The organism is Heliorestis convoluta, from assembly GCF_009649955.1.
Classification (GTDB): domain Bacteria; phylum Bacillota; class Desulfitobacteriia; order Heliobacteriales; family Heliobacteriaceae; genus Heliorestis; species Heliorestis convoluta.
In genome coordinates, this window is the sequence record NZ_CP045875.1 from 2,531,304 (window position 1) to 2,555,265 (window position 23,962).

Annotated in this window: 21 protein-coding genes; 20 read left to right on the plus strand and 1 reads right to left on the minus strand. The window is 43.8% G+C overall.

Features of this window, described 5'->3' with window-relative positions; all coding sequences use genetic code 11:
* Positions 1 to 23 precede the first annotated feature (23 nt).
* The 20 genes from FTV88_RS12105 (at position 24) to dusB (ending at position 23,018) form a co-directional block, all read left to right on the plus strand.
* Positions 24 to 2,573, plus strand: a complete 2,550-nt coding sequence (locus tag FTV88_RS12105; protein WP_162008030.1) for a SpoIIE family protein phosphatase — start codon at positions 24 to 26, stop codon at positions 2,571 to 2,573.
* 189 nt (positions 2,574 to 2,762) lie between these two features.
* Positions 2,763 to 4,187: a tRNA lysidine(34) synthetase TilS gene (tilS, locus tag FTV88_RS12110; protein ID WP_162008031.1), complete on the plus strand. Its 1,425-nt coding sequence runs from the start codon at positions 2,763 to 2,765 to the stop codon at positions 4,185 to 4,187.
* Positions 4,188 to 4,300: 113 nt separating this feature from the next.
* Positions 4,301 to 6,124, plus strand: a complete 1,824-nt coding sequence (ftsH, locus tag FTV88_RS12115) for an ATP-dependent zinc metalloprotease FtsH (RefSeq protein WP_153725858.1) — start codon at positions 4,301 to 4,303, stop codon at positions 6,122 to 6,124.
* Between the two features lie 66 nt (positions 6,125 to 6,190).
* Positions 6,191 to 6,640, plus strand: coding sequence for a nucleoside-diphosphate kinase (gene ndk / locus FTV88_RS12120; RefSeq protein ID WP_153725859.1), 450 nt, complete (start codon positions 6,191 to 6,193; stop codon positions 6,638 to 6,640).
* Positions 6,641 to 6,901: 261 nt separating this feature from the next.
* Positions 6,902 to 7,204, plus strand: a complete 303-nt coding sequence (locus tag FTV88_RS12125; protein ID WP_153725860.1) for an STAS domain-containing protein — start codon at positions 6,902 to 6,904, stop codon at positions 7,202 to 7,204.
* A gap of 115 nt (positions 7,205 to 7,319) precedes the next feature.
* On the plus strand, positions 7,320 to 8,981 hold the full coding sequence (locus tag FTV88_RS12130) for an ABC1 kinase family protein (RefSeq protein WP_153725861.1): 1,662 nt from the start codon (positions 7,320 to 7,322) through the stop codon (positions 8,979 to 8,981).
* A gap of 23 nt (positions 8,982 to 9,004) precedes the next feature.
* Positions 9,005 to 9,262, plus strand: a complete 258-nt coding sequence (locus FTV88_RS12135; RefSeq protein ID WP_153725862.1) for a hypothetical protein — start codon at positions 9,005 to 9,007, stop codon at positions 9,260 to 9,262.
* Positions 9,263 to 9,344: 82 nt separating this feature from the next.
* Positions 9,345 to 10,277: a TIGR01777 family oxidoreductase gene (locus tag FTV88_RS12140; RefSeq protein WP_162008032.1), complete on the plus strand. Its 933-nt coding sequence runs from the start codon at positions 9,345 to 9,347 to the stop codon at positions 10,275 to 10,277.
* A gap of 87 nt (positions 10,278 to 10,364) precedes the next feature.
* Positions 10,365 to 10,763, plus strand: coding sequence for a thioesterase family protein (locus FTV88_RS12145; RefSeq protein WP_153725864.1), 399 nt, complete (start codon positions 10,365 to 10,367; stop codon positions 10,761 to 10,763).
* Between the two features lie 19 nt (positions 10,764 to 10,782).
* Positions 10,783 to 12,453, plus strand: coding sequence for a formate--tetrahydrofolate ligase (locus FTV88_RS12150; RefSeq protein ID WP_153725865.1), 1,671 nt, complete (start codon positions 10,783 to 10,785; stop codon positions 12,451 to 12,453).
* A gap of 79 nt (positions 12,454 to 12,532) precedes the next feature.
* Complete coding sequence (locus FTV88_RS12155; protein ID WP_153725866.1) at positions 12,533 to 13,054, plus strand: HD domain-containing protein; 522 nt, start codon at positions 12,533 to 12,535, stop codon at positions 13,052 to 13,054.
* Between the two features lie 29 nt (positions 13,055 to 13,083).
* Positions 13,084 to 14,271, plus strand: a complete 1,188-nt coding sequence (folP, locus tag FTV88_RS12160; protein WP_153725867.1) for a dihydropteroate synthase — start codon at positions 13,084 to 13,086, stop codon at positions 14,269 to 14,271.
* Positions 14,271 to 15,146, plus strand: a complete 876-nt coding sequence (folK, locus tag FTV88_RS12165) for a 2-amino-4-hydroxy-6-hydroxymethyldihydropteridine diphosphokinase (protein WP_153725868.1) — start codon at positions 14,271 to 14,273, stop codon at positions 15,144 to 15,146. Before folP ends, folK begins: the two co-directional genes overlap by 1 nt.
* A gap of 211 nt (positions 15,147 to 15,357) precedes the next feature.
* Positions 15,358 to 16,203 carry a pantoate--beta-alanine ligase gene (gene panC / locus FTV88_RS12170; RefSeq protein WP_153725869.1) on the plus strand — a complete coding sequence of 282 codons (846 nt, stop codon included), beginning with the start codon at positions 15,358 to 15,360 and terminating at the stop codon, positions 16,201 to 16,203.
* 4 nt (positions 16,204 to 16,207) lie between these two features.
* Positions 16,208 to 16,597 (plus strand): aspartate 1-decarboxylase, encoded by a 390-nt coding sequence (gene panD, locus FTV88_RS12175; protein WP_153725870.1) that lies wholly within the window; start codon positions 16,208 to 16,210, stop codon positions 16,595 to 16,597.
* A 146-nt stretch (positions 16,598 to 16,743) separates the two neighbouring features.
* On the plus strand, positions 16,744 to 17,640 hold the full coding sequence (nadA, locus tag FTV88_RS12180) for a quinolinate synthase NadA (RefSeq protein ID WP_153726645.1): 897 nt from the start codon (positions 16,744 to 16,746) through the stop codon (positions 17,638 to 17,640).
* 82 nt (positions 17,641 to 17,722) lie between these two features.
* Positions 17,723 to 20,263, plus strand: a complete 2,541-nt coding sequence (nadB, locus tag FTV88_RS16250; RefSeq protein ID WP_162008033.1) for an L-aspartate oxidase — start codon at positions 17,723 to 17,725, stop codon at positions 20,261 to 20,263.
* Positions 20,220 to 21,218, plus strand: a complete 999-nt coding sequence (locus tag FTV88_RS12190; protein ID WP_153725871.1) for a biotin--[acetyl-CoA-carboxylase] ligase — start codon at positions 20,220 to 20,222, stop codon at positions 21,216 to 21,218. Before nadB ends, FTV88_RS12190 begins: the two co-directional genes overlap by 44 nt.
* Complete coding sequence (locus tag FTV88_RS12195) at positions 21,202 to 22,017, plus strand: type III pantothenate kinase (RefSeq protein WP_153725872.1); 816 nt, start codon at positions 21,202 to 21,204, stop codon at positions 22,015 to 22,017. The genes FTV88_RS12190 and FTV88_RS12195 overlap by 17 nt, the downstream gene beginning before the upstream one ends.
* Entirely contained in the window at positions 21,999 to 23,018 is a 1,020-nt protein-coding gene (dusB, locus tag FTV88_RS12200; RefSeq protein ID WP_368277358.1) for a tRNA dihydrouridine synthase DusB, read from the plus strand. Before FTV88_RS12195 ends, dusB begins: the two co-directional genes overlap by 19 nt.
* A gap of 75 nt (positions 23,019 to 23,093) precedes the next feature.
* Here dusB and FTV88_RS12205 read toward each other — a convergent pair whose 3' ends face one another.
* The gene (locus tag FTV88_RS12205; protein WP_153725873.1) at positions 23,094 to 23,957 is read right to left on the minus strand and encodes a chlorophyllide a reductase iron protein subunit X; all 864 of its coding nucleotides are present in this window, start codon (positions 23,955 to 23,957) and stop codon (positions 23,094 to 23,096) included.
* Between the last annotated feature and the right edge of the window lie 5 nt (positions 23,958 to 23,962).

Consider the following 23,962-nt stretch of genomic DNA (forward strand, 5'->3'; position numbering starts at 1 on the left):
AGGGCACCAAGGAGGGATGCTTATTGTGGGATGAACCAAATGTATACCCCTTTCGTCGGATCAGAGCGGAGGCGCCACAACCTCAGAAAGGATTTCTTAAAAGAATATGGAATCAAGGATATGACAAAAGAGCAGGACCTAATTTCCAAAAAACGATTACCAAAAATACTAGGCCCCTCATGCAAAATGTGACACAAACTATGACCGCGATGATAACAGCAGCCTTTGTCATGCCTATAAAAATCATCAGAAAAATGGATATGGCAGCTTGGTTGTGGTGGATAACTCTATTTCTCTTTGCTAGAGGTACCATCCTAGGTGGTCTTTCTGTTGCTGCACCTGCTCTAATTGCACTGGTTGCAACGAGAAAACCAGATCGACTATTATTTGCCATGGCGGGAATGATTGCTGGTTGGGCTTCTTTATGGATAACGGAAGGTTCCATCATTTTTCCTGATGATGCAGTAATCGTTAACCCTCTGTTTCAACTTTTAGCTTGGTTTACCATCGCATTGCTAGGCTTTACTCTACAACGATATAAAGATATATCATTATCCCATTTGGCTTTACTTGTACTTCTTACGCTCTGGGCAGTAGGCGGTGCTGCAACAATATGGGAAGGCCCTACTGTCTATGGTACCTTACTTGTACTTTTTGAAGGGCTCGTGGCAGGCCTACTTGTTATTGTTATGGTTAAAGCGCTAGAAAGCCTAGAAGATAAGAACGCCAAAGCTTGGAGCACAGAAGCAACTGCTAGTATTCTCATGATGGTTCTACTGGCAGCACTGGGAATTCCGACAGAGCCTTTATATGGGCTATCGTTACTTACAATATTTTCTGGACTCATCATTTTGATCGGTGCAGCAACCTTTGGTGTAACAGGTGGTACCGTTACTGCCGTAGCCTTAGGTCTTTTACCAGCCCTTGCTTCTTTTGGTGCACCGACCTCTATGGCGATGCTCACACTATCAGGTCTTTTGGCCGGACTCTTTCGGAAATGGGCAAAGCCAGGCATTATAGCTGGTTTTTTTATGGGTCACTTTATATTATCCATTTACCTACTCAATGGAGAACAAGTCGCCAAGCTCTTTCTAGAAGCAGCGATAGCCAGTGCTTTCTTCCTGATCATGCCACCTCGTTGGCTTGCTAAAATTCATCAACGTATTCGAAATAAAGTTGAGAAAAAAAGCGAAGAAGTGGCTCTTTCTGTGGTGTCAAAACGCCTAGAAGAAATGGGCAGTATCTTTCGTCAATTGTCTCAAACTTTAGCAGAACTATCACAAGAAGAGAGTCGCCCTAAACAGTGGACCGCTTTCTATGAAACCATAGAAGAGAGAGTATGCAAAGACTGCTCTAGCTACGGTCTTTGTTGGGAAAGAGACGAGAAGCGCACTCGTCAACATCTGGAAGCACTCCTAGAGGAAATGGAAGAAAAAGGTGAAATGACAGCACGTGAGCTCCATGTCCAGTGTGCTCGCTGGGGAGAACTTTCTGCGACCATTCGGTCTTTATTTGAAACCATTGAAGTAGACCGATACTGGCGACGTCGCATGGAAGAAAGCAAAAATCTGGTCAGTGCTCAATATAAGGGACTCTCTCGATGGATGGAATCTTTGTCACGAGAAATGGTCATCGAGGGCGCACCAGAAGGAGCCCTAAAAAAAGCAAAAGAAGTGTTGGCTACAAAAGGATTTCAGCTAAAAAGCATCGATGAGGAAGTCTATCCTCAACAATGGATTTTGGAAGTAGGCGGCAGGGGTTGTAGTGGTCAATGGTCTTGTGCAGAAGTAGCAGTTCCCACTGTAGCAGAAGTACTTAACAAGCCCATGACAGTGAACAACAGCAACTGCTCAGGACAAAAGGGAAGTTGCGCCTTTTTGCTTTCATCCGAAAAACCATATGGTGTCGAAATTGCAACGGCGCAAGCACCACGTTTTGGAAGTGCTGTTAGTGGAGACAGCATCGGCACTTGGTCCTGCTCTACGTCTAAAAAAATCGTTGCCTTGAGTGATGGTGCAGGAATTGGTGCAAAAGCAGCGAGAGAAAGTAGCGCTACTCTAGCACTGCTAGAGCAGTTTTCAAAAGCCGGTGTAGAAGCAGAAGAAACTGTTGCTGCGGTCAATGCCTTGATTGGCTTAACAACAGAAGACGATTCTTTTGCAACGGTAGACATGGCAGCCTTTGATCTATCTTCCGCTGAATTGGAAATGATCAAGCTAGGCGCAGCGCCAAGTTATCTAAAAAGAGGTCGCAAAGTACAGTTTCTCCAAGCCTCTTCTTTACCACTTGGCATTATAAAATCTTTAGAAGTGGAGGTTCTCTCAACTTCCCTTTTGCCTGGTGATTTGCTGATTATGGTCAGCGATGGAATCGCAGATGGTAAGAACAAGGGAAAAAGGCAAGAAAGATACGTTGAAGATTGGCTTTACTCTTATCTGATAGGGACAGAAGAAGTAAATCCGCAACGCCTTGCCGATGCTATTATGGAGGAAGCTTTACAAGATCATGAAGGAAGAGCCCATGACGATTGTACAGTCATTGTTGTGGCTGTTAGAAATCGTGAAGATAGTTAGATAGAGAACAGGTCTACCGGGCGGGAAGACCTGTTTTTTTATGGAATAATTAGGATATGATAGCTGTAGAGTCTACTATAAGCCTGCTATAGGATCTATCTACTTTTTTTCGTCCGGAACCCTTGCTTTTTAGGAAGGGAAAAGAAAAAGGTTGTAGAATTAAATGACAAAAGAAATAGGGTGAGAAAAATGAACCAGTTGGCCCAACGGTTTCTACAGACCCTTCAAAAAGTAAAAGTTCTAGAAAAGGGACAGAAAATCGTGGTAGCTGCCTCTGGTGGCGTAGACTCAACATCTTTGCTCTGGCTCTTTCGTGAAGTTTCTCCTTATTACCCTCTTGATTTGGTCGTAGCTCACTACAACCATGCCTTGCGAGGAAAAGAATCACAAGAAGATGAAGACTTCATAAAAGCGCTAGCGCATCGACTACAGCTTCCTTTTGCCGTTGACAGTCCCCCGAAAGGGTACTGGGAAAAGGCCAAAGGAAACAAAATGGACGAAGCCAGAAAATTACGCTATCGTTTTTTCCACGATGTAGCCAAAAAGCAAGGAGCCCAGGCAATTTCCCTTGCTCATCACAGCGATGATCAAGCAGAAACCATCTTGTTTCACTTACTTCGAGGCAGCGGTCTCAAAGGCTTGGCAGGAATGTCGCTACAGCAAGGGATGTTACTTAGACCCTTGTTGCCTTTTCGAAGACAGGAACTAGTAGAGTATATGAACCTGATCGGTGAAGCGTGGCGAGAAGATAGCAGCAACCAGTCACTCACATATAGTCGCAATCGTCTACGTCATCAAGTGCTACCTTTGTTAGAGACTTTTAATCCACGACTAATTGAATCACTTAATCGAACAGCAGATTTAATCAGAGCAGAAGATGCTTATCTAGAAGAACGTACGCAAGAAGTCTATAAGCAAGTATGTACAGCAGAAGGGTTGCACATTGCTTCATGGTTGCAGTTGCCTCTGGCGTTACGAAGAAGAATTCTTTATCATTACTTACGTAAACACCATTCTTCTGCCTTTTTGGGTCTTGAAAAAATTAACGAGATTGAGCAAAAGCTTTCAGCAAAAGGCAGTGCGTCCCCTGAGATTACGCAGGTAGCCGGAAAAAGAGTGGTTCGAGAGGAAGGTCTTTTGAAGCTTTGTGAAGAAATGTCGGTAGAAGAAAGGCCTTACTCCTACGAACTTACAATACCAGAAAGCTATTATGAACAGTCTTGTCAACCTATTCATGAAGCCTTGGGGAAGGTGACTTTATGCTGCTTCCCCCTTAATGACGAGCGAGACAAAGCAAACGTACAAAGTGATCCTCTAAAAAAGAAAGGGAAGCACATTCTTTGGCTTGATGATAAAGTTTTGAAAGAAGGAAAGCTGCTTGTTCGTAGTCGCCGTCCCGGCGATCGTTTCTGGCCGCTGGGGATGAAAGGGAGCAAAAAAGTAAAAGACTTTCTCATCGATGAAAAAGTACCGCGAAGAGAAAGAAATTCAGTTCCTTTACTTGTGGTTGGAGAAAAAATTCTTTGGGTCATGAGTTATCGAGCAGACAGAAGATATCTTGCCAATCAAGACAGTACAGGATTAATTGAAGTTCGTTGGGACAAAAATATTTGATATGCTGGTCATAATTGTGATACAATAGCAAAGACTGGCTGAAATTTTCCAATAACTTGCTGGACGCCTTGTAAGAGGTATGAAAATAGGCAGAACAGTGTAGGAGGTTGCAAGTGAGCCGGATTGTAAAAAACCTTGCCATATACATTCTTATCGTCCTTCTGGCGATTGCTGTGCTGAGAATGACAACGCAGCCCGAACCTGCAGAAGAAAGACTCAATTACACGCAGTTCTATCAACTGCTGGTTAACGATCAGATTAAAGAACTTACCATTATTACGGAGCCAGATCGCAACGAGATTACGGGTGTCAAAACAGATGGAACTACTTTCTTTGCCTTAGGGCCTGTAGACATCAAGCGTGTAACAGACAATGTACTGGATAAGCAGATTCCATTTACCCAGGAGCCAGCGCCGAAACCACCTTGGTGGACTGGATTGCTAACAACCATGTTGCCTATTTTGCTTTTAGTCGGTTTGTTCTTCTTTATGATGCAACAGACCCAAGGCGGAGGCTCGCGGGTGATGCAATTTGGAAAGAGCCGGGCTAAATTGCACAACGATGATAAGAAAAAAGTAACTTTTGCCGATGTTGCTGGTGCCGATGAAGTCAAAGAAGAGTTGACAGAAGTCGTTGAATTCTTAAAACAGCCGAAGAAATTCATCGATGTCGGTGCGAAGATCCCGAAAGGTGTGTTACTATTTGGACCACCGGGAACGGGAAAAACTTTGCTAGCTCGAGCCGTAGCTGGTGAAGCAGGTGTTCCTTTCTTTAGCATTTCCGGTTCTGACTTTGTGGAAATGTTTGTTGGGGTTGGTGCTTCTCGAGTCCGTGACCTTTTCGAACAAGCCAAAAAGAATTCCCCATGTATTGTTTTCATCGACGAAATTGATGCAGTCGGTAGACAAAGGGGTGCAGGTCTTGGTGGCGGTCATGATGAAAGAGAACAAACCTTGAACCAGTTGCTAGTTGAAATGGATGGATTTGCAGCCAATGAAGGGATTATTATTGTTGCGGCAACGAACAGGCCTGATATTCTTGACCCTGCATTATTAAGACCAGGTCGCTTTGACCGTCAAGTTGTTGTAGACAGACCGGATGTGAAAGGTCGCAAAGAAATACTGGCCGTTCACGTTAAAGGAAAACCACTAGAAGATGGTGTCGAATTAGAAATATTGGCACGTCGAACACCTGGTTTTACCGGTGCTGACTTGGCGAATATGGTCAATGAGGCAGCGCTGCTTGCAGCTCGTAAAGGGCAGAAGAAAATTTCTATGGATGTACTAGAAAACGCCATTGAGCGTGTTCTAGCCGGTCCAGAGAAAAAGTCACGAGTTATCAGTGATTATGAGAAAAAGCTAGTAAGCTACCATGAAGCGGGCCATGCTCTTGTTGGAGGTTTGCTGGAACATACCGACCCAGTCCATAAGATTTCCATCATTCCACGAGGTCGTGCTGGCGGCTATACCCTCTTATTGCCTGAAGAAGATCGTCACTATATGACAAAATCACAAATTCTTGACCAAGTAACAATGCTGCTTGCGGGTCGGGTCGCTGAAGCACTGGTACTAAAAGAAGTATCGACAGGCGCATCGAATGACTTAGAACGGGCTACAGACTTGGTTCGTAAGATAATTACAGAATACGGCATGTCCGAAGAGCTAGGTCCTCTTACCTTCGGTCATAAGCAAGAAGCGGTATTCTTAGGTCGTGACATGGTGCGAGATCGCAACTACTCTGAAGCTGTTGCTTTCTCAATCGATAAAGAAGCTCGACGCATCATTGAAGAATCTTATGAAAAAGCCAAGAGCCTGCTACAATCGAATATGGATACGTTACATTTAATTGCTAAAACCCTGATGGAAAAAGAAACAATCGAAGCATCTGAGTTTGCTGAATTACTTCAAAACGCTTCGACCGTAAATCTTAAAAAATAAGGGAAGCAAGCTTTTGCTTCCCTTATTTATTTTACATGATAGTAAAGATCGAAGGAGAGAACGACAATGGAACGGACCTATCTAATGATTAAGCCAGATGCAGTACAAAGAGGCTTAGTAGGGGACATCATCAGTCGCTTTGAGAAAAAGGGATTTAAGCTTGTAGCTATGAAGTTTATCCGCTTGACGCAAGAAATGGCTGAGAAGCATTATGGCGAACATGCAGACAAGCCTTTTTTCGCAGGACTTGTTCAGTACATCACATCAGGACCTGTTGTAGCTATGGCCTGGGAAGGCAATGATGTTGTTGCAGTATCTAGAGAAATGATGGGTGCAACCCATCCTGCCAAAGCAGCTCCTGGAACGATTCGAGGAACCTATGCTGTTGATATTGGACGCAACGTCATTCATGGTTCCGACTCTGTCGCTTCTGCTGAGAAAGAATTAGCCATTTACTTCGAAGAAGCTGAATTTGTGCAGTGGGATCGGACTGTAGAGAGTTGGATTGTTGAATAAGAGATTACTACGAAAAAGCAGCCCTATACGAAAGAGGGCTGCTTTTTTTTCTAAAGATCCTTTTCCTAACTTCGTCTTTTCTTAAGAAAGCAGGAAGATAAGTCTTTATGGAGAACTACTACAATAACTACAATACTAAAGTCCTATCTTAATCGTGTAGTGTAAATAGGTGTTCTTTAGAAGTTGAAAAGGTATAATAACTAGAGTAATGTAGAATGTGTGGTAACACTCCACAATAGCAAACGGAGGGAACATCGAGAGATGAAAGAGAACATTCAAATGCTGAATGGCCAAGTGACAGTACGACTCACAGGAACTGTTTCTGTTAAAGAAGCGACAGCACTTCGAGAAGCACTTCTTGAGTATGTAGAGAAAGGTCACAGTCGATTTATTATCAACATGGAAAGCCTTGATTTTATCGATAGTGCGGGACTGGGTGTCTTAGTGGCCATCCACAAGCGAGCTCGCCAACAAGGTGGCGAACTCATCTTACAAGGAATTAAAGGAATGGTTAAAGAAGTCTTTGAACTAACTCGATTAACGAAGGTTTTTAATATTCAGTAAGAGCAGGATTGTCCCAATTAAGACTGACCGTGCTTTACAAATTTGTTATTGCTTATATATACTGTAAACAAAATACCTATATTAATCTTTTCTATTGTCAAAAAGGAGCAACTTCATGAATCGCTATTACCGTATCTGGCGCATTACCAGCATGTTTATTTCCTTTTTTATTCAAGTTTGGTGGTATAAGAAACGGGAAGAGCGGTTAGGAAAGCGCGCAATGGCACCAAAATGGACTGAATTGTATCAAAGCATGGCCCATCGTTTTTGTCAAACGGCAGTTCAGTTGGGTGGCTTGTTGATCAAAGCAGGGCAGTTTTTTGCCACGCGCGTAGATTTATTACCTTCGGAGATGACAAATGAGCTTTCGCAGCTACAAGACGCAGTACCACCGGCACCCTTTGATCATGTGCAAAAGACGATTCATGAAGAACTAGGAAAGCCTATTAACGAAATATTTAGCAGCTTTGAAGAAACAGCACTTGCAGCTGCTTCCTTAGGTCAAGTACACCAAGCCTACCTACCAAAAGGTGAAAAAGTAGCTGTAAAAATCTTACGACCTAAGATTCACCAGATTATTCATGCTGATTTTGCAGCCATACGTATTACAATGGCCTTGGCCAAATGGTTTACTGACATGCCAAAGCAGTTAGATTTAGATGCTATTTATCGGGAAATGCACCAGACTTTCTCTGATGAGTTAGACTATCGCTTAGAGATTCGAAATGCAGAACGTTTTCGCAGTAATTTTGCACAATTTGAGAATATATACATACCTCGTATGTATAAGAGCCACTCTACTTCTAAAGTCTTGACAATGGAATTTATTGAGGGGCAGAAGATTGACAACTATGATTTCTTAAAAAAACATAATATAGATCGCGCCGAGCTAGGTAGGAGATTGGTTCAGTCTTACTTGCACCAGGTTATCGTTGATGGTTTTTTTCATGCCGATCCACACCAAGGAAATCTTTACGTAAAAGAAGATGGCACTCTTGTATTTCTAGATTTTGGAATGGTAGGCGAGATTTCTAGTACGACCAAGGAAAACTTAAAGAATTTACTTTTTTCTGTTGTAGAACGAGATAGTGAAAAAATGGTTGATGCCATGGCTAATTTGGGATTTTTACGTCCCAATGCCAATCGCAACCTTGTACGAAAAGCAATGGAGTTTTTTTTAGAGAATCATACTCCTGACCAAATGAAAGAAATGGAAAAGACAAAAAATTTAGGTCCCATCGCGGCAGAACTTCGTGAATTTGTCTATGATCAACCAATGCAAATTCCTGCTAACTTAATTTTTATGGGTCGAGCAGGTGTTACAGCTTCAGGCGTTGCTTTTGGCTTAGATCCAACGATGGGAGCAGAAGTTGCAGCACCTTATATCAAAAAGCTAATGGACGATACAGACGGTGGCTTAACCAACGTCGTATTAAAAAAAGTAAAAAATTATGGAGCTACCTTAATTGGCTTGCCAACCTTGTTAAATCGCACCTTAAAAAAAGCAGACTTAGGTGAAATATACGTTAAGGTTGGGAATCTTGGTGATATTCAACGAGCTGTACTTTTTCAGACTCGCCTGGCCAATCGGCTCGTTCTCGCTTTATTGACTTCAACAGCTACCATTTGTGCTGTGCTCTTTTATACACAAAATTTCTATGAAGAAGCTCGTGGAACGGCGGCAATTGCTGCCTTATTAGGACTCCTGCTTTTGTGGCACTCTCGCAAAAAGCCAAGAGACTCCAGTCAACCTTTTCATCGCAATGGTCCATTCTAAATAATGAAGGAGGTGAGCCTTACGTGAGCGAAGCTCAAAAGAGTTGTCAGCAAGATTTTTCATCAGAAGAAGGTGAAAAGAAAAAAAGCTGTAGTCCTTGGGAGTTTTCCATCAAAGAGACAGAAGAGGGCTTTACTATCAACATTAAAGGCGATAAAGAAAGATTAAAAGCACGTCGAGAAGCCATAGAGGCTTTTAAGGAGTTTCAAACGAAAGCAAAAAAAGCTGGGTTTTATCATCCTTTTTTCCAATTTTTCTCTCAATACGATCGTAAAAAATAATATAAGATTCTATAAGGTTGACATGTTAAGCAGGAGCATCGCAATGGCGTTGCTCCTTATTTTTATCGAGGAGCTAAAAAAGATGAATTTTTTAGTTACAGGAGGCACCGGTTTTGTAGGCAAAGCGCTTGTGACTAGGCTTCTAGAAGAAGGACATCAAGTGTGGGTCCCAACCCGCCGGAGAGAGGAAAGCAGGACTGCTTCACTGCACTACCTAGCTATTCCAAGAGAAGGAGAGCTACTTCCAGTTTCAACAATGAGAGCCTTAGATGGCATAATCAATCTAGCCGGTGAGAACATAGCAGGGAAACGTTGGTCACCAGAAGTAAAAAGAGAACTAAGACAGAGCCGTATCACCATGACAAGAAGCATTGTAGAAAGCTTACGAGAACTAGAAAAGCAAAATAGCTTGGAAGGGATAATGAAGAAGCAGCCTTTTTTGCTCAGTGCTTCTGCCGTAGGCTACTATGGAACTTCGAGAGCTCATGTTTTTACGGAAGATAGTAAAGTCGGGAAAGGTTTTTTGGCCCATCTTTGTCAGGACTGGGAACGAGAAGCTTTGGTTGCCCGGGACTTTGGTGTAAAAGTTGCTTTGCTTCGCTTTGGTCTTGTTCTAGGTCCCCATGGAGGCGTGTTAAAAAAAATGGACTTACCTTTTCAATTTGGGGCTGGTGGTATTATTGGAGACGGCGAGCAATGGATTTCCTGGATTCATCGGGACGACCTCATTAAGAGTATTTTTTTTATTATGGAAAAAGAGCTAGAAGGACCCTTGAACATAGTGAGCCCGCAGCCTTTGCTGATGAGAGACTTTATGAAGGGGCTAGGCAAAGTGTTAGGCCGACCTGCTTGGACAAAGTTACCCTCTCCAATGGCACGACTTTTCTTTGGTGAGATGGCAGAAGAATTGTTACTAGAAGGACAACAAGTAATGCCTTCACGCTTGCAAGAAAAAGGCTATACTTTTATCTATCGCGATATAGAAGAAGCTCTGCGAGCAATCTATAACAAATGAGTAAAAAGCTATTGGACTTGTTATCGAAGGCGCGTATAATGAAAAAGATCAGAATGAAATATTTACAAAGGCTAGGTGAAAAAGGCCATGGAAAACCTAAAAGTGGGACTAAAGTCCATCAAAGAAGAAGTAGTGACAGAAGTGAAGACAGCCAAAAGCTATGGTTCCGGTGGTGTTGATGTTTATGCAACACCGGCCATGATTGGTCTTATGGAAGGGGCCGCACTATCTGCCGTCGATCCGCTCTTGCCGGAAGGAATGGCCACTGTAGGGATTCATTTGGATGTAGCCCACCTGGCGGCTACCCCTGTAGGGATGAAAGTCCGTGCTGAAGCGGAGGTCATTGCTATTGAGGGCAAAAAAATAACTTTTCATATCCATGCTTATGATGACGTTGAAAAGATCGGAGAAGGTCGTCATCAACGCTTTATTATCTCACTCGATAAATTCATGGCTAAGAATGCAGCCAAAGGGGAAAAAGCGTAAAAATAAGGAGTGAGTGATTGTGAAGTCCGATATACAGATCGCACAAGAAGCAACATTGCAGCCTGTGATGAAAATTGCTGAGAAACTATCGATTCCTGCTGAAGAAGTAGAGCTTTATGGCAATTATAAAGCTAAAATTTCTCTACAAGCTTTTGATCGACTTCGGGAGCAAGCAGAAGGAAAGCTCATTCTCGTTACTGCTATTAATCCAACGCCAGCAGGAGAAGGTAAAACAACAACCACAGTTGGCTTAGGAGATGCTTTGCAACAATTGGGGAAAAAAGTTGTTATCGCTTTACGTGAGCCTTCTCTTGGGCCGAGCTTCGGCGTAAAAGGCGGTGCTGCCGGCGGCGGCTATGCCCAGGTTGTGCCCATGGAAGATATCAACCTTCATTTTACCGGTGACTTTCATGCGATTACATCGGCCCATAACTTGTTGGCTGCTATGATTGATAATAGCTTACATCAAGGCAATCCCTTAAATATCGATCCTCGTCAAGTTGTTTTTCGCCGTGTAGTAGACTTAAATGATCGAGCCTTACGCAATACGATAGTGGGCTTAGGTGGACGGACCGATGGTGTTCCTAGGGAGTCAGGCTTTGATATTACCGTCGCTTCTGAACTAATGGCCATCCTTTGCCTGTCCAAAGATCTACAGGATATGAAAGAGCGTTTTGCACGCATTGTAGTCGCTTACACCTATGAAGGAACGCCTGTGACAGCGGCAGACTTAGAAGCACAGGGCTCTATGGCTGTTTTAATGAAAGACGCAATCAAGCCCAACTTGGTACAAACCTTAGAGCACACACCTGCTTTTCTTCATGGCGGACCTTTTGCGAACATTGCCCATGGTTGTAACTCCGTAATGGCTACACAATTGGCTCTCAAGCTGGGGGACTACTGCGTAACAGAAGCCGGCTTTGGTGCTGACTTAGGTGCGGAGAAATTCTTTAACTTAAAGTGTCGCTTTGCAGGTCTAAAGCCTGCTTGTACCGTTGTTGTCGCTACGGTTCGAGCTTTAAAATCCCATGGCGGTGTGAAAAAAGAAGATCTGAACAAAGAAAACGTAGAAGCTTTAGCAAAAGGCTTTGAGAATCTAGAAAAACATGTTGAAAATGTGGCCAAATTTGGTGTGCCTGCAGTCGTTGCAATTAACGCATTTCCCACAGATACCAAAGCAGAACTGGACTTTCTCTATCAACGTTGTGCTGAATTGGGTATCGAAGTGGCTTTATCAGAAGTATGGGCCAAAGGTGGACAAGGTGGCGTAGAGCTGGCAGAAAAAGTGGTAAGAACGATTGAGACCAAAGCATCGAACTTTCAGGTTCTTTATGAAAGTACAGAACCGCTCAAAGAAAAGATTCGAAAAATCGTGACAGAAGTATATGGTGGTAATGATGTTGTTTTCACAGCAGAAGCAGAAAAACATATCAACCGCTTTAACGATCTCGGCTATCGCGATCTTCCCATTTGTATGGCGAAGACACAATACTCTCTTTCTGATGATATGACCAAAATTGGTAGACCGAAAGACTTTACAGTAACCGTTCGAGAAGTAAGGCTTTCGGCGGGTGCTGGTTTTCTCGTTGTGATCACCGGCTCTATCATGACCATGCCTGGTTTACCCAAACGTCCTGCAGCTTGCGCCATTGATATTGATGACCAAGGCAAGATCGTAGGTCTATTTTAAGCAAGAAAAACCCCGGACCAATGGCAGTCCGGGGTTTTTCTTAAAATAGGCGTTTCCATTATGGAGGGAAGAAGAAGGATTGAAGCGAATTGAAGATATTCTAGAACATCCACTTTTTCAGCAATGTCTGAAAGAAAATGAAAAATGGGAAGCACAAAGACCTTTTTGTCACCATAATCTCGATCATCTTATTGATGTAGCGCGCATTGCCTATGCCATGGCTCTTGAAATGGAGGACTTTTCTTCTTTTTCCAAAGGGCTAGGCCATTGCTGCAGAAATCAAACGAAAGAAGTGATTTATGCAGCGGCTATCTTGCATGACATGGGCAAGTGGAAACAGTACGAGGAAGGATTGGATCATGCTATAGTCGGTGCCCACTATTGTGAGAATGTGCTTATGGAATGTGGCTTTACAGCCTTAGAAAGAGAGAGTATTGCTGAGGCCATTCGATGTCACCGCCATAAATGGAAGGGTGTTAGCAAGACTTTTTTGGGTTCTATTCTCGCGTTGGCCGACTTCCACTCTCGACTCTGTTTTCGCTGTGCTATGCAAGAAGAATGCAACTGGCCAGAACGTAAGCAGCGAAAGCTGATATATTAATGCTTCTTAGTTGAGAAAGGAACGATAGGATGGGACCTGTCCAAATCTTACAGATTCATGAACGACAAAAAATCTACGATCTCATCGCAGAAACAGGCTGTGATCCTGCAGGCACTGCTTTAATGGTACCGAAAGCCCTTCAATATTTAATTCGTATTGCTGAGGTGCCAGCGAAAGCTGCGAACTTATTAAAACAAGAAATGCTAGCAAAAGGTGGCGACTGCGCCGTTTCTCGTCGTACCTGCTCATTAGAAGTAGAGACGACGACGGCTATTTTAATTGGTACGGAAAAACAGTACAAAGCACTTTTGCAGAAACTAAAAATGCAACCTTTTGGGTTGCCTGCTGTGGGAGAACAGATTCGACTTGCTTTACAACGATATGAACAAAGTCGCTATCGCGATCTAAGTTGTAGAGGTAAGACGATAACTCTTGGCAACAGAACGCAAATCATGGGGATCCTGAATCTTACACCGGATAGTTTTTCCGATGGTGGTTCTTATAACGATATCGAAAAAGCATTGCAGAAAATGGAAGAAATGATTGCAGAAGGGGCAGACATTATTGACGTAGGCGCTGAATCGACTCGGCCAGGGGCGGTAGCTTTAACAGCGGAAGAAGAAATAGAGAGACTTAAACCCTTCTTGCCAGAACTGGTGCGTCATTGTCCTGTTCCGATTTCTATTGATACGTACAAAAGCAAGGTGGCGCGCTTTGCCCTTGAACAGGGGGTTCATATTCTCAACGATGTCTGGGGCCTTCGACATGATCGAGAAATAGCTTCATTGGCAGCCTATTACGGCGTCCCTTTGATTTTGATGCACAATCAAATCGAAACAAACTATAAAGATCTAATGGCAGAAATCATCAAAGCCCTTGAAGAAGCCATAGAGTGGGCTCTACAAGCGCAAGTACCGGAGGAAGCCCTGGTGGTTGATCCGGGCATTGGATTTGGTAAAACGTATGAGCAAAACCTCGAAGTAATGGCACGATTGTCAGAGTTTCGAGTGCTGGGTAAGCCGATCCTCTTGGGAACATCTCGCAAATCACTCATTGGAAATACCTTGCATTTGCCTGTTACAGAGCGCCTAGAAGGAACTTTAGCTACATCTGTTTATGGCATTATGTCAGGTGCTGATATTCTACGCGTTCACGATATACAAGCCCATGTAAGGGCTGCCAAAATGACAGATGCACTTGTAAGGAGGGTTAAGTGATGACAGCTTCCTATACTAGGGATAAAATCTTTCTTAAAGCCATGGACTTTTATGGCTATCACGGCGTGCTCGAAGCAGAAAGAGTGCTCGGACAGCCTTTTCAAGTCGATGTAACGTTAGAAGTAGATTTACAAGGCGCGGGATTAAGAGACAACCTACATGAAACGATCAACTATGCGCAAATCTATGAAGAAGTGCGCCACATTATGGAGGGAGAGCCGCGAGCCCTTCTAGAGGCAGTGGCAGAAACGATTGCTGCTACAATTCTTCAAGGCTATCGCTTGGTGAACGCAGTAACAGTCAAAGTTGCTAAAATGAAAGCACCGATTGCAGGGCATTTTCAATCGATGGCTGTAGAAATCCATCGTGCTATAAATAGAGCCTATATTGGACTGGGAAGCAACCTAGGCGAAAAAGAGAAAAACTTAGAAAAAGCCTTAGTCGCTTTACAGTATAACCCTTCTATCCTTTTGCAAAATTACTCTTCCTGGTATTTGACACAGCCGGTGGGCTTTACGGAGCAAGATGCTTTTCTCAATGGCATTGCCGTTGTTGATACCTGGTTATCTCCGCAAGAATTGCTTCACTTTCTGCTAACAACGGAAGATCAGATGGGGCGTCAAAGAAAAGAAAGATGGGGACCACGCACGCTCGACCTGGATTTGCTTTTATATGGAAAAGAAGTCATAGACAGCGAAAATTTGATCGTACCTCATGAAAGAATGTACGAAAGAGCTTTTGTTCTTGTCCCTTTTTACGAAATTGCTCCGAACTGGATACATCCCAGTGGAATTACGACAAAGAAATATTTGGAACGATTGGAAGATGAGCAACCTACGGTATTGCAAGTACCGAAAGAGTCCATTAAAATATAGGTATTTGGCATAGCTTGTACCTACGCTTTTGTCAAAGAAAATCGGAATAGAATGATGATGCAAGAGTCCTGTTGCGAAGGTATGCCGCTTGGAGCCCTCAGGGACCGAGACGGACAAGTAGGAAAGCAGGCCTTTTTTTCACTTGTTGAGAAGCCTCCTTTTTCTTGCCCTGTCTTTTATGTTGCGGTTATAGAAGAAAGGAGGTTTTTCTATGCTGATTTTGCGCACCATTGCTGAGATGCGAGATTGGGTGCGGACTCGTCGTCAAGAAGGAAAAAGCATTGCGCTGGTACCTACGATGGGATATCTCCATCAAGGGCATGTTACGCTTCTTGAAAGAGCAAGGAAAGATTGCGAACACCTTGTTCTAAGTATTTTTGTCAATCCTCTTCAATTTGGGCAAGGTGAAGATTATGAAGACTATCCAAGAGATTTAGAACAGGATAGCCAAATTGCAGAACAGGCTCAGGTGGATGTTATCTTTGCACCAACGGTGAAAGAGATGTATCCAAGAGGCCAAAAGACCTTTGTCGACGTAGAAGAGCTTACTGAACCTTTATGTGGTGCTCGTCGCCCCGGTCATTTCCGAGGTGTTACGACAGTCGTATCAAAGCTATTCCATATTGTTACACCTAATTTTGCTTACTTTGGCCAAAAAGATGCCCAGCAAGTGGCTGTAATTACTAGAATGGTACAAGACTTGAATATGAATATAAAAGTTGAAGTTGTACCGATTGTAAGAGAATCCGATGGCTTGGCCATGTCATCAAGAAACGTCTATCTCAATGAAGAAGAGCGAGAAGAAGCTACCATACTATACAAGGCTTTAGAAAAAGCTCGAACAGAAATCTTGCAGGGTCAAAGATGCAGCAAAATGATTGTAGAGTCAATAAAAGAATTCATCGCTCAAAGTGCTAGGGCAAAAATTGACTACATTGAAGTTGTAGACGCCTTTTCCATGGAGCCAAAGCAAGAACTAGTTGGTTCCTGCCTCATTGCCCTCGCTGTCTATATTGGGAAAACTCGCTTAATTGACAACGTCGTTGTGGAGGTGTAATCAAGTGTTTCGTACTATGCATAAATCAAAAATTCACAGAGCGACAGTCACAGAAGCGAATCTGAACTATATGGGATCCATTACGATTGATGAAGATTTGATGGATCTAGCTGATATTTTAGAGAACGAAAAGGTCCAAGTGGTTAATAATAACAACGGTTCTCGATTTGAGACTTATGTAATTCCAGGACCGAGAAACTCTCGCGTCATTTGTCTCAATGGTGCCGCCGCTCGTCTGGTTCAACCGGGTGATGAAGTAATTATTATTTCTTATGGCATTTATGATGATCAAGAAGCACGCAAGCATAAGCCTCGCGTACTTTTTCTAGATAAAAACAACAAGGTTCTTGCACAAGAGCAAGTGGAACGAGCCGGTCAAATCGGGCCTCGTTGATACCTTTCCTTGACAATAAGAAGTTGCCTACGCTAGAATATTCTTAACTTTGCTCTCTGGCAAATTGTTCCTAACAGGGGAGCGGGGTATGAAAGGGGTTACGTCAATTGAGTCCTCGAACGCTGGATGCAGATTCCGTTGCTTCAATGTCCCAAGCAATTCAGAAACTGAAAAAAGAGCGCAATGCAGTTATTTTAGCCCATCTTTACCAGCGTCCCGAAATACAAGACATTGCTGACTTTGTCGGGGATTCCTTGCAGTTATCTCAAATGGCGGCGCAGACGGACGCTGATGTAATCGTCTTCTGTGGTGTCCATTTTATGGCCGAAAGTGCTGCCATCTTGTCACCGCAAAAAATAGTTTTGTTGCCGGAAGAAGAGGCAGGCTGTCCTATGGCTGATATGGTGACAGCATCGGAGCTGCAACGACGAAAAGCCGAGATGGGTGACGTCCTCGTTGTGGCGTATGTGAACACTTCAGCTGCGGTAAAAGCAGAAAGCGATATTTGCTGTACTTCCTCGAATGCTGTAAAAGTTGTGGCTACTTTGCCACAAGATAAGCCCCTATTATTTATTCCTGATCGCAACCTCGGTGACTGGGTTTCCCAAAAAACGGGTCGAGAAATGACCATGTGGCAAGGTTACTGTAACACCCATGATCGATTGACTGTAGAGGATGTTATAAAAGCCAAGGAAAAGTATCCTGAGGCTTCTTTTATAGCCCATCCCGAATGTCAACCTGATGTCGTAGCCATGGCTGACTTTGTAGCTTCTACGACAGGGTTGATTAACTATGCAGTCCAATCAGAAGCACAGTCTTTCATTATTGGAACTGAAGAAGGGATCTTGCATCAGCTGCGCAAAAAGGCACCAAATAAAAACTTTTATCTAGCCAGCCCGAAGTTGATATGTCCCAATATGAAATTAACAAGCCTAGAAAAAGTCCTCTGGTCTTTAGAAGAAATGGAACCTCGGATTACCGTTGATCCTGATGTCCGTGAAAAGGCTTTGTCTTCCTTGGAACGTATGCTGGCCATAGTGTAGCTCGTTTCAAGAGTTGAACTTTTTCAGAAAGCAGCTGCTGGTACGTACCAGTAGCTGCTGCTGTATTAAGGAGGCTTCTGCCGTGTTCCCTAGATACCTTGTGAAATGCGATCCTGCTACTTTATCATCCCATGAGACAGATTTTTTAATTGTCGGAAGCGGCATTGCAGGCTTATATACAGCCTTGAAAGCGGTTACTTATGGTCGAGTGACCATCCTGACAAAAAGAAAAGTATCGGACTCCAATACCCAGTTGGCCCAAGGTGGGATTGCAGCAGCCATTGGTCACCGTGATTCACCAACTTTGCATCTACAAGATACACTGATAGCTGGTGCGGGTTTAAACGATATAGAGGCTGTTAAAATCATGGTCAGCGAAGGACCTGGGCGGGTCGAAGAGTTGATTGCCATGGGTACGCAGTTTGACAAAATTGAAGGCGCCCTAGCACTTACCCGTGAAGGTGCCCATTCTCGTCGCCGTGTTCTTCACGCGAGCGGTGATGCCACAGGAGAAGAAATTCGTCGCTCTTTGTTTGACCAGTGCAAAAAACATAAGGACATAACGATTTTGGAAGGTACACAAGTATCTGATATATTGCGTAACAGAGAAGGTCATTGTATAGGTGTAGTGGCTTGGCATGCAGAGAAAGGGTTACACAAGTTTTGCGCTGCTGTGACCGTATTGGCGACAGGCGGAAATGGTCAATTATACAAGTACTCTACCAACCCCGAAGTCACGACAGGTGACGGTATTGCGGCTGCTTATCGAGCCGGCGCAGAAGTGATGGATTTGGAATTTATCCAGTTTCATCCCACAGCTTTGACTCAAAAAGGCATCCCGCCTTTTCTGATTTCCGAAGCAGTTCGAGGCGAAGGCGCCCAGTTGATTAATGCAGACGGGGTTCGCTTTATGCCAAAGTATCATCAACTTGCAGAATTAGCACCAAGGGATGTAGTGGCCCTTGCTATCTGGAAAGAAATGATGAACACAGGCGCATCTTCTGTGTTTTTAGACCTAGGCACCATGAAAACGAGTGACTTTGCAACACGCTTTCCTATGATTTACAAAACTTGTCGTTCTTTTGGCATCCATGTTCCAGAAGAGAAAATTCCTGTTGCTCCTGCGGCCCATTATCTGATGGGCGGTGTTCGTACCGATCTGAAAGGGAGAACTAACATTCCTCGGCTTTTTGCTTGTGGTGAAACAGCCTGCAATGGAGTCCATGGCGCCAATCGATTGGCATCTAATTCATTGTTAGAAGGGCTCGTATTCGGAAGCCACATTGTAGAAGCAGCGAAACCTTATCTAACAAAAAAACCGGCACAAGAAATTGCTCACTTTCCTTCTGATCAAGCCCTCTTTGAAACCTTGCCATCAGGAGAAGAGCCTTGTGAAGCAGAAAAAGTAGCACAAAAAATTCAAAAAGTTATGTGGGAGTCGGTAGGGCTTTGGCGTTCCGGCGATACTTTAAAGAAGGCCCACAGAGAGCTAGAAGAAATTAGTGTAGAACCGGCTCTTCATGGCACTGTCACAAGAGCTTTTGAAGCGGCTAATATGTTATTGTTAGGTCAATTAACGGTACGAGCTGCTGATTTGCGCAAAGAGAGTCGAGGCGGACATTACCGCGTCGATGAACCTGAAAGTAGGAGTCTATGCTGCGCCACATTATTCAAGTACTGTAATAGGCTAGGGGCCTTGCGAATAAAAAAGGAGTGGAAACAATTGGGTTTATTCGGCTCTGAGGTTCGTGAACTCGTCTCTCGGGCGCTACGAGAAGACATTGGCTATGGCGACTTAACGACATCAAGTTTGCTTCCGACTCAGATAACGACAAAAGCTTTCATTCATGTCAAAGAAGAAGGCGTAATCGCTGGTATTGATGTAGCGAAAGAAGTTTTTTTGACCCTTGATCCTTCTATTACTTTTGAGGCAAAAGTGGAAGACGGTCAAAAAGTAAAAGCCGGTGATGTCCTTGCAGAAGTATCCGGGACGGCTCGATCTATTTTAATGGCGGAAAGAGTGGCTCTAAACTTTTTACAGCATCTTTCGGGTATTGCCACTAAAACAGCCCGTTGTGTAGAAAAAATAACCTATTATCAGGCCAGAATTGTCGATACACGTAAAACGACGCCTGGCCTAAGAGTCTTAGAAAAACATGCTGTGCGCATGGGTGGCGGCAAGAACCATCGCTTTGGCTTATTTGATGGAGCGTTGTTAAAAGACAACCATATTCGCTTAGCCGGTGGAATTCAACAAGCTGTAAGCCAGGCTCGTCAATCCATTCCTCATACGGTGAAAATTGAAGTTGAAGTAGAAGATCTTACAGCCGTCACAGAAGCTTTAGAAGCAAAAGCAGACATTATTATGCTAGATAATATGTCTCTAGATATGATGAAAGAAGCAGTGCGTCTCATTGGTGGAAAAGCGATCATTGAAGCATCAGGAAGTATTACAGAAGATAATATTGTAGAAGTTGCAAAAACAGGCGTTCACTTTATTTCTATGGGCGCTTTGACGCATACAGTAAAAGCCTTAGATATTAGCCTTGATGTAGAAATGATAAAGAAAGGAAACCGCCATGGCCAAACAGGAGATTCTGAAAGCGCTGAAAGAAGCCTCTAGTTATATCTCCGGCGAAGAAATAAGTCGTAGCCTGGGCATGTCTCGTTCGGCCGTGTGGAAGCATATTCGTTCTCTGCGACAAGAAGGATATCAAATTGAGGCTCATACCAGGTTAGGCTATAAATTACAAAAGGTTTCCAAGTACTTGCTGCCGGAGGAAGTTTTGCCACAACTTCAGACGAGCGACTTCGGACGAAATTACCATTTTTATCATAGCCTTGGTTCTAGCAACGATACAGCGAAACATCTGGCAAGAGAAGGCGCCACAGAAGGAACAGTTGTACTTGCAGAAGAGCAAAATGCCGGTAAGGGTCGACTCGGGCGTCCCTGGCACTCTCCAGCAGGTCTGGGTCTCTATTTTTCCTTAATTATAAGACCAAGCATTCCCCTCGCCTTGGCACCACAAGTTACCTTGCTGACAGCCGTAAGTATTTGCAAAACTCTTGAAAAGCTCGATCTTGAGCCTACGATCAAATGGCCCAATGACGTCTTGCTAGAAGGCAAAAAAGTGTGTGGTATCTTAACAGAGTTAAGTGCTGAAATGGATGGAATCAAATATCTGATTATAGGCATTGGTATCAACGTAAATCATAGGCTGCAAGACTTTCCTGATTCTGTGGCTCATAAAGCTACATCTATAAACATTGTGTCTGGTCAAGAAATAGACAGAGTGCTCTTTTTGAATAAACTCCTGATCACGTTAGAAGAAGATTATAGGCACTGGTTGGAACAAGACTTTTCTCCCTTTCGACAAGAATGGTTACAAAGAGCAGCGGGCTTGGGAGAAAAAGTTCGTGTACTGACTGGTACCGTTGAATGGACAGGTCGATTGGAAGGAATCGATGACATGGGAGCATTGCTTCTTCGTAATGAAGCGGGTGAACTGCAACATCTCATGAGTGGAGAAGTAACACTGCGTCCGGAAGGAAGAGAAGATTATGATTTTGGTCATTGATGTAGGAAATAGCCATATGCTTCTGGGTCTTTTCAGCATGAAAGGCAAAGCAGAACTTCTCTATCACTGGAAATTATCGACCGATCCAGCTCGTACAGCTGATGAGTATGCCATTCAGATCCGCAACCTCTTTCGCTTTGCCCAGATCGATCATGGGGCTGTAACAGGAATGGTTATCTCTTCAGTTGTACCTCCCTTAATGCCTACTTTAGAGCGGATGTGCGAAAGCTACTTTCAAATTAAGCCTCTTATCATCGGACCAGGAATCAGTACAGGGATGACCATAGGAATGGAAAATCCAAATGAAATAGGCGCCGATCGCATTGTCAATGCCGTAGCGGCCTATGAACAATATGGTGGTCCCTTGATTGTTGTTGACTTTGGTACAGCTATGACTTTTTGTGCTATATCAGCAGAAGGGGAATACTTAGGCGGTGCCATAGCACCAGGCTTGATGGTAGCGACAGAAGCTCTTTTTGCTAGAGCCTCGAAATTGCCGCGCATCGAACTGACCAAGCCACCGATGGTTATTGGAAAAAGTACCATTCAAGGCATGCAGTCGGGAATTCTTTATGGTTTTGCAGGTCAAATCGATGGCATTGTAAGCGAGATGAAAAAAGAGTTAGGCGAAAAAAGTCGTGTCATCGCCACGGGTGAAAGTGCTGAATTGATTGCGCCGGAGACAGAGCATATCGATATTGTTGATCCTCTTTTGACACTGCAAGGCTTGCGCATTATTTATCAAAGAACCTTAGAAGATAAGGAAGAGGGCAAGAACTTTTGTACGAACAAGCATTAAAAGGGCAGGTCAAAGAAGTACGACCGCTGCACATTGGTCCCTATCGAATTACGGCGCCTTTTGTAGGGGCACCCATGGCTGGTGTTACAGATAAGCCTTTTCGGTCCGTCTTACAAGATCATAACTGCCCCCTTCTTTTTACAGAGATGATTTCTGACAAAGCGCTCACCTATGGCAATACCAATACTTTAGAGCTACTAGACATTTCAGGTGAAAAAAGACCGATAGCAGTCCAGATATTTGGCTCAGACCCAGACTTTATGGCCAAAGCAGCAGAACTTGTAGAAAAGCATGAGCCTTCTATCATTGACATAAATATGGGCTGCCCTGCACCTAAGATTGTGCGCAATCAAGAAGGCTCTTGTTTGCTCAAAATGCCAGAGCGGGCTGTAGAGATTGCGCAAGCTGTTGTTAAAGCCGTGCAAGTGCCAGTAACTGTGAAAATGCGAACAGGTTGGTCTAAAGGACAGATTGTTGCACCGGAATTGGCTAAAAGGCTTGAAGATGTAGGTGTACAAGCTATCACCTTGCATGGTAGAACAAGAGATATGTTCTATTCAGGAAAAGCGGACTGGTCTTTAATTCAGCAAACAGCAGAAGCCATATCGATTCCCCTGATCGGGAATGGAGATATATGGGAGCCGGAAGATGCTTTGCGAATGCTAGAGGAAACAGGTTGCGCTGGTGTAATGATCGGTCGAGGAATGATGGGAAATCCTTGGATTTTTTCTCGCCTTCTGCAGTGGATGGAAACAGGCAACATGCCACCGCCGCCAACAGCCCTAGAGCGAATTGAACAAGCTCTGATTCACCTAGAACGAATGGTGAAGCAAAAGGGAGAATACCGCGGGGTCCGAGAAATGCGCAGTCACATCGCCTGGTACCTAAAAGGCATAGCCGGAGCCTCTAAGGTGCGCTCTGCCGTAAATGAAGCGCCTGACTATGACGCAGTTGTTTCTTTGTTGAAAGACTATAGAAAGCGCATGGAAGCATCTTTATGATAGGGCAAAAGAATTCAACTCAACAAAAAAAGAGCCACCTGCATCTCTTTGCAGGTGGCTCTTTTTTTGTTGTTTTTACCGCTTAAAAAGCTCCGCTTCCGTAACACGCTCGAGCTTGATTTGTGGTACATCGCGATAAATACGAGAAAATTCTTCAAAATCCATCGGCTTTGGCAAGACACCCTGCCGTGTTGGCAATTGCTTAACAATGTCTTGGAACAGCTGATCGTAAGGAGTGACGTCACTGATCAACTGAAAAGCTGCGTTTAGCTTGGCTACTTCAGGGTTGTTAGGGATTTTGGCTAGAACAGGAATTTGTGCCTGGTTACAGAACTGCTCTGCATAGCCTGTGCCATCGTCTTTATTAATAATCATACCCATAATTCGAGATTTTCCTCCCAATTGGGCAAAGGAAGAGACGGCATGACAAATGTTATTGGCGACATAAAGCGACTGATGATCATTGCCAGCCACTAAAATGATAGATTTGGCAATCGACTTGCTGATGGGAACGCCAAAGCCACCGCAGACGACGTCGCCGAGAAAGTCTAGAAAGACATAGTCAAAATCCCACTTGTATAATCCCATTCTTTCTAAAAGCTCAAAGCCTAGAGAAATACCACGGCCGCCGCAACCAATGGCGACTTCAGGGCCTCCGATTTCTAAGCCATAGACGCCTCGGCTCTTGAAGACAATATCTTCAATGGATGGTGTTGGTTCTACTTCATCAGAATCTTCTTGTAAATGAGCCCAATACTCTAAGAGGGTAGGCAAGTTGACACCGTTAAAAAGAATTACAGTAGAATCATGCTTGGGATCGCAGCCAATCTGAAGGACCCTTTTTTGGATGCGAGCAGCACTGTTAGAAAGGTTTGAAATGATAAAGCTCTTACCACTACCGCCTTTGCCGTAGATGGCATAGAAGTTTTTTTCTGACATGGGAG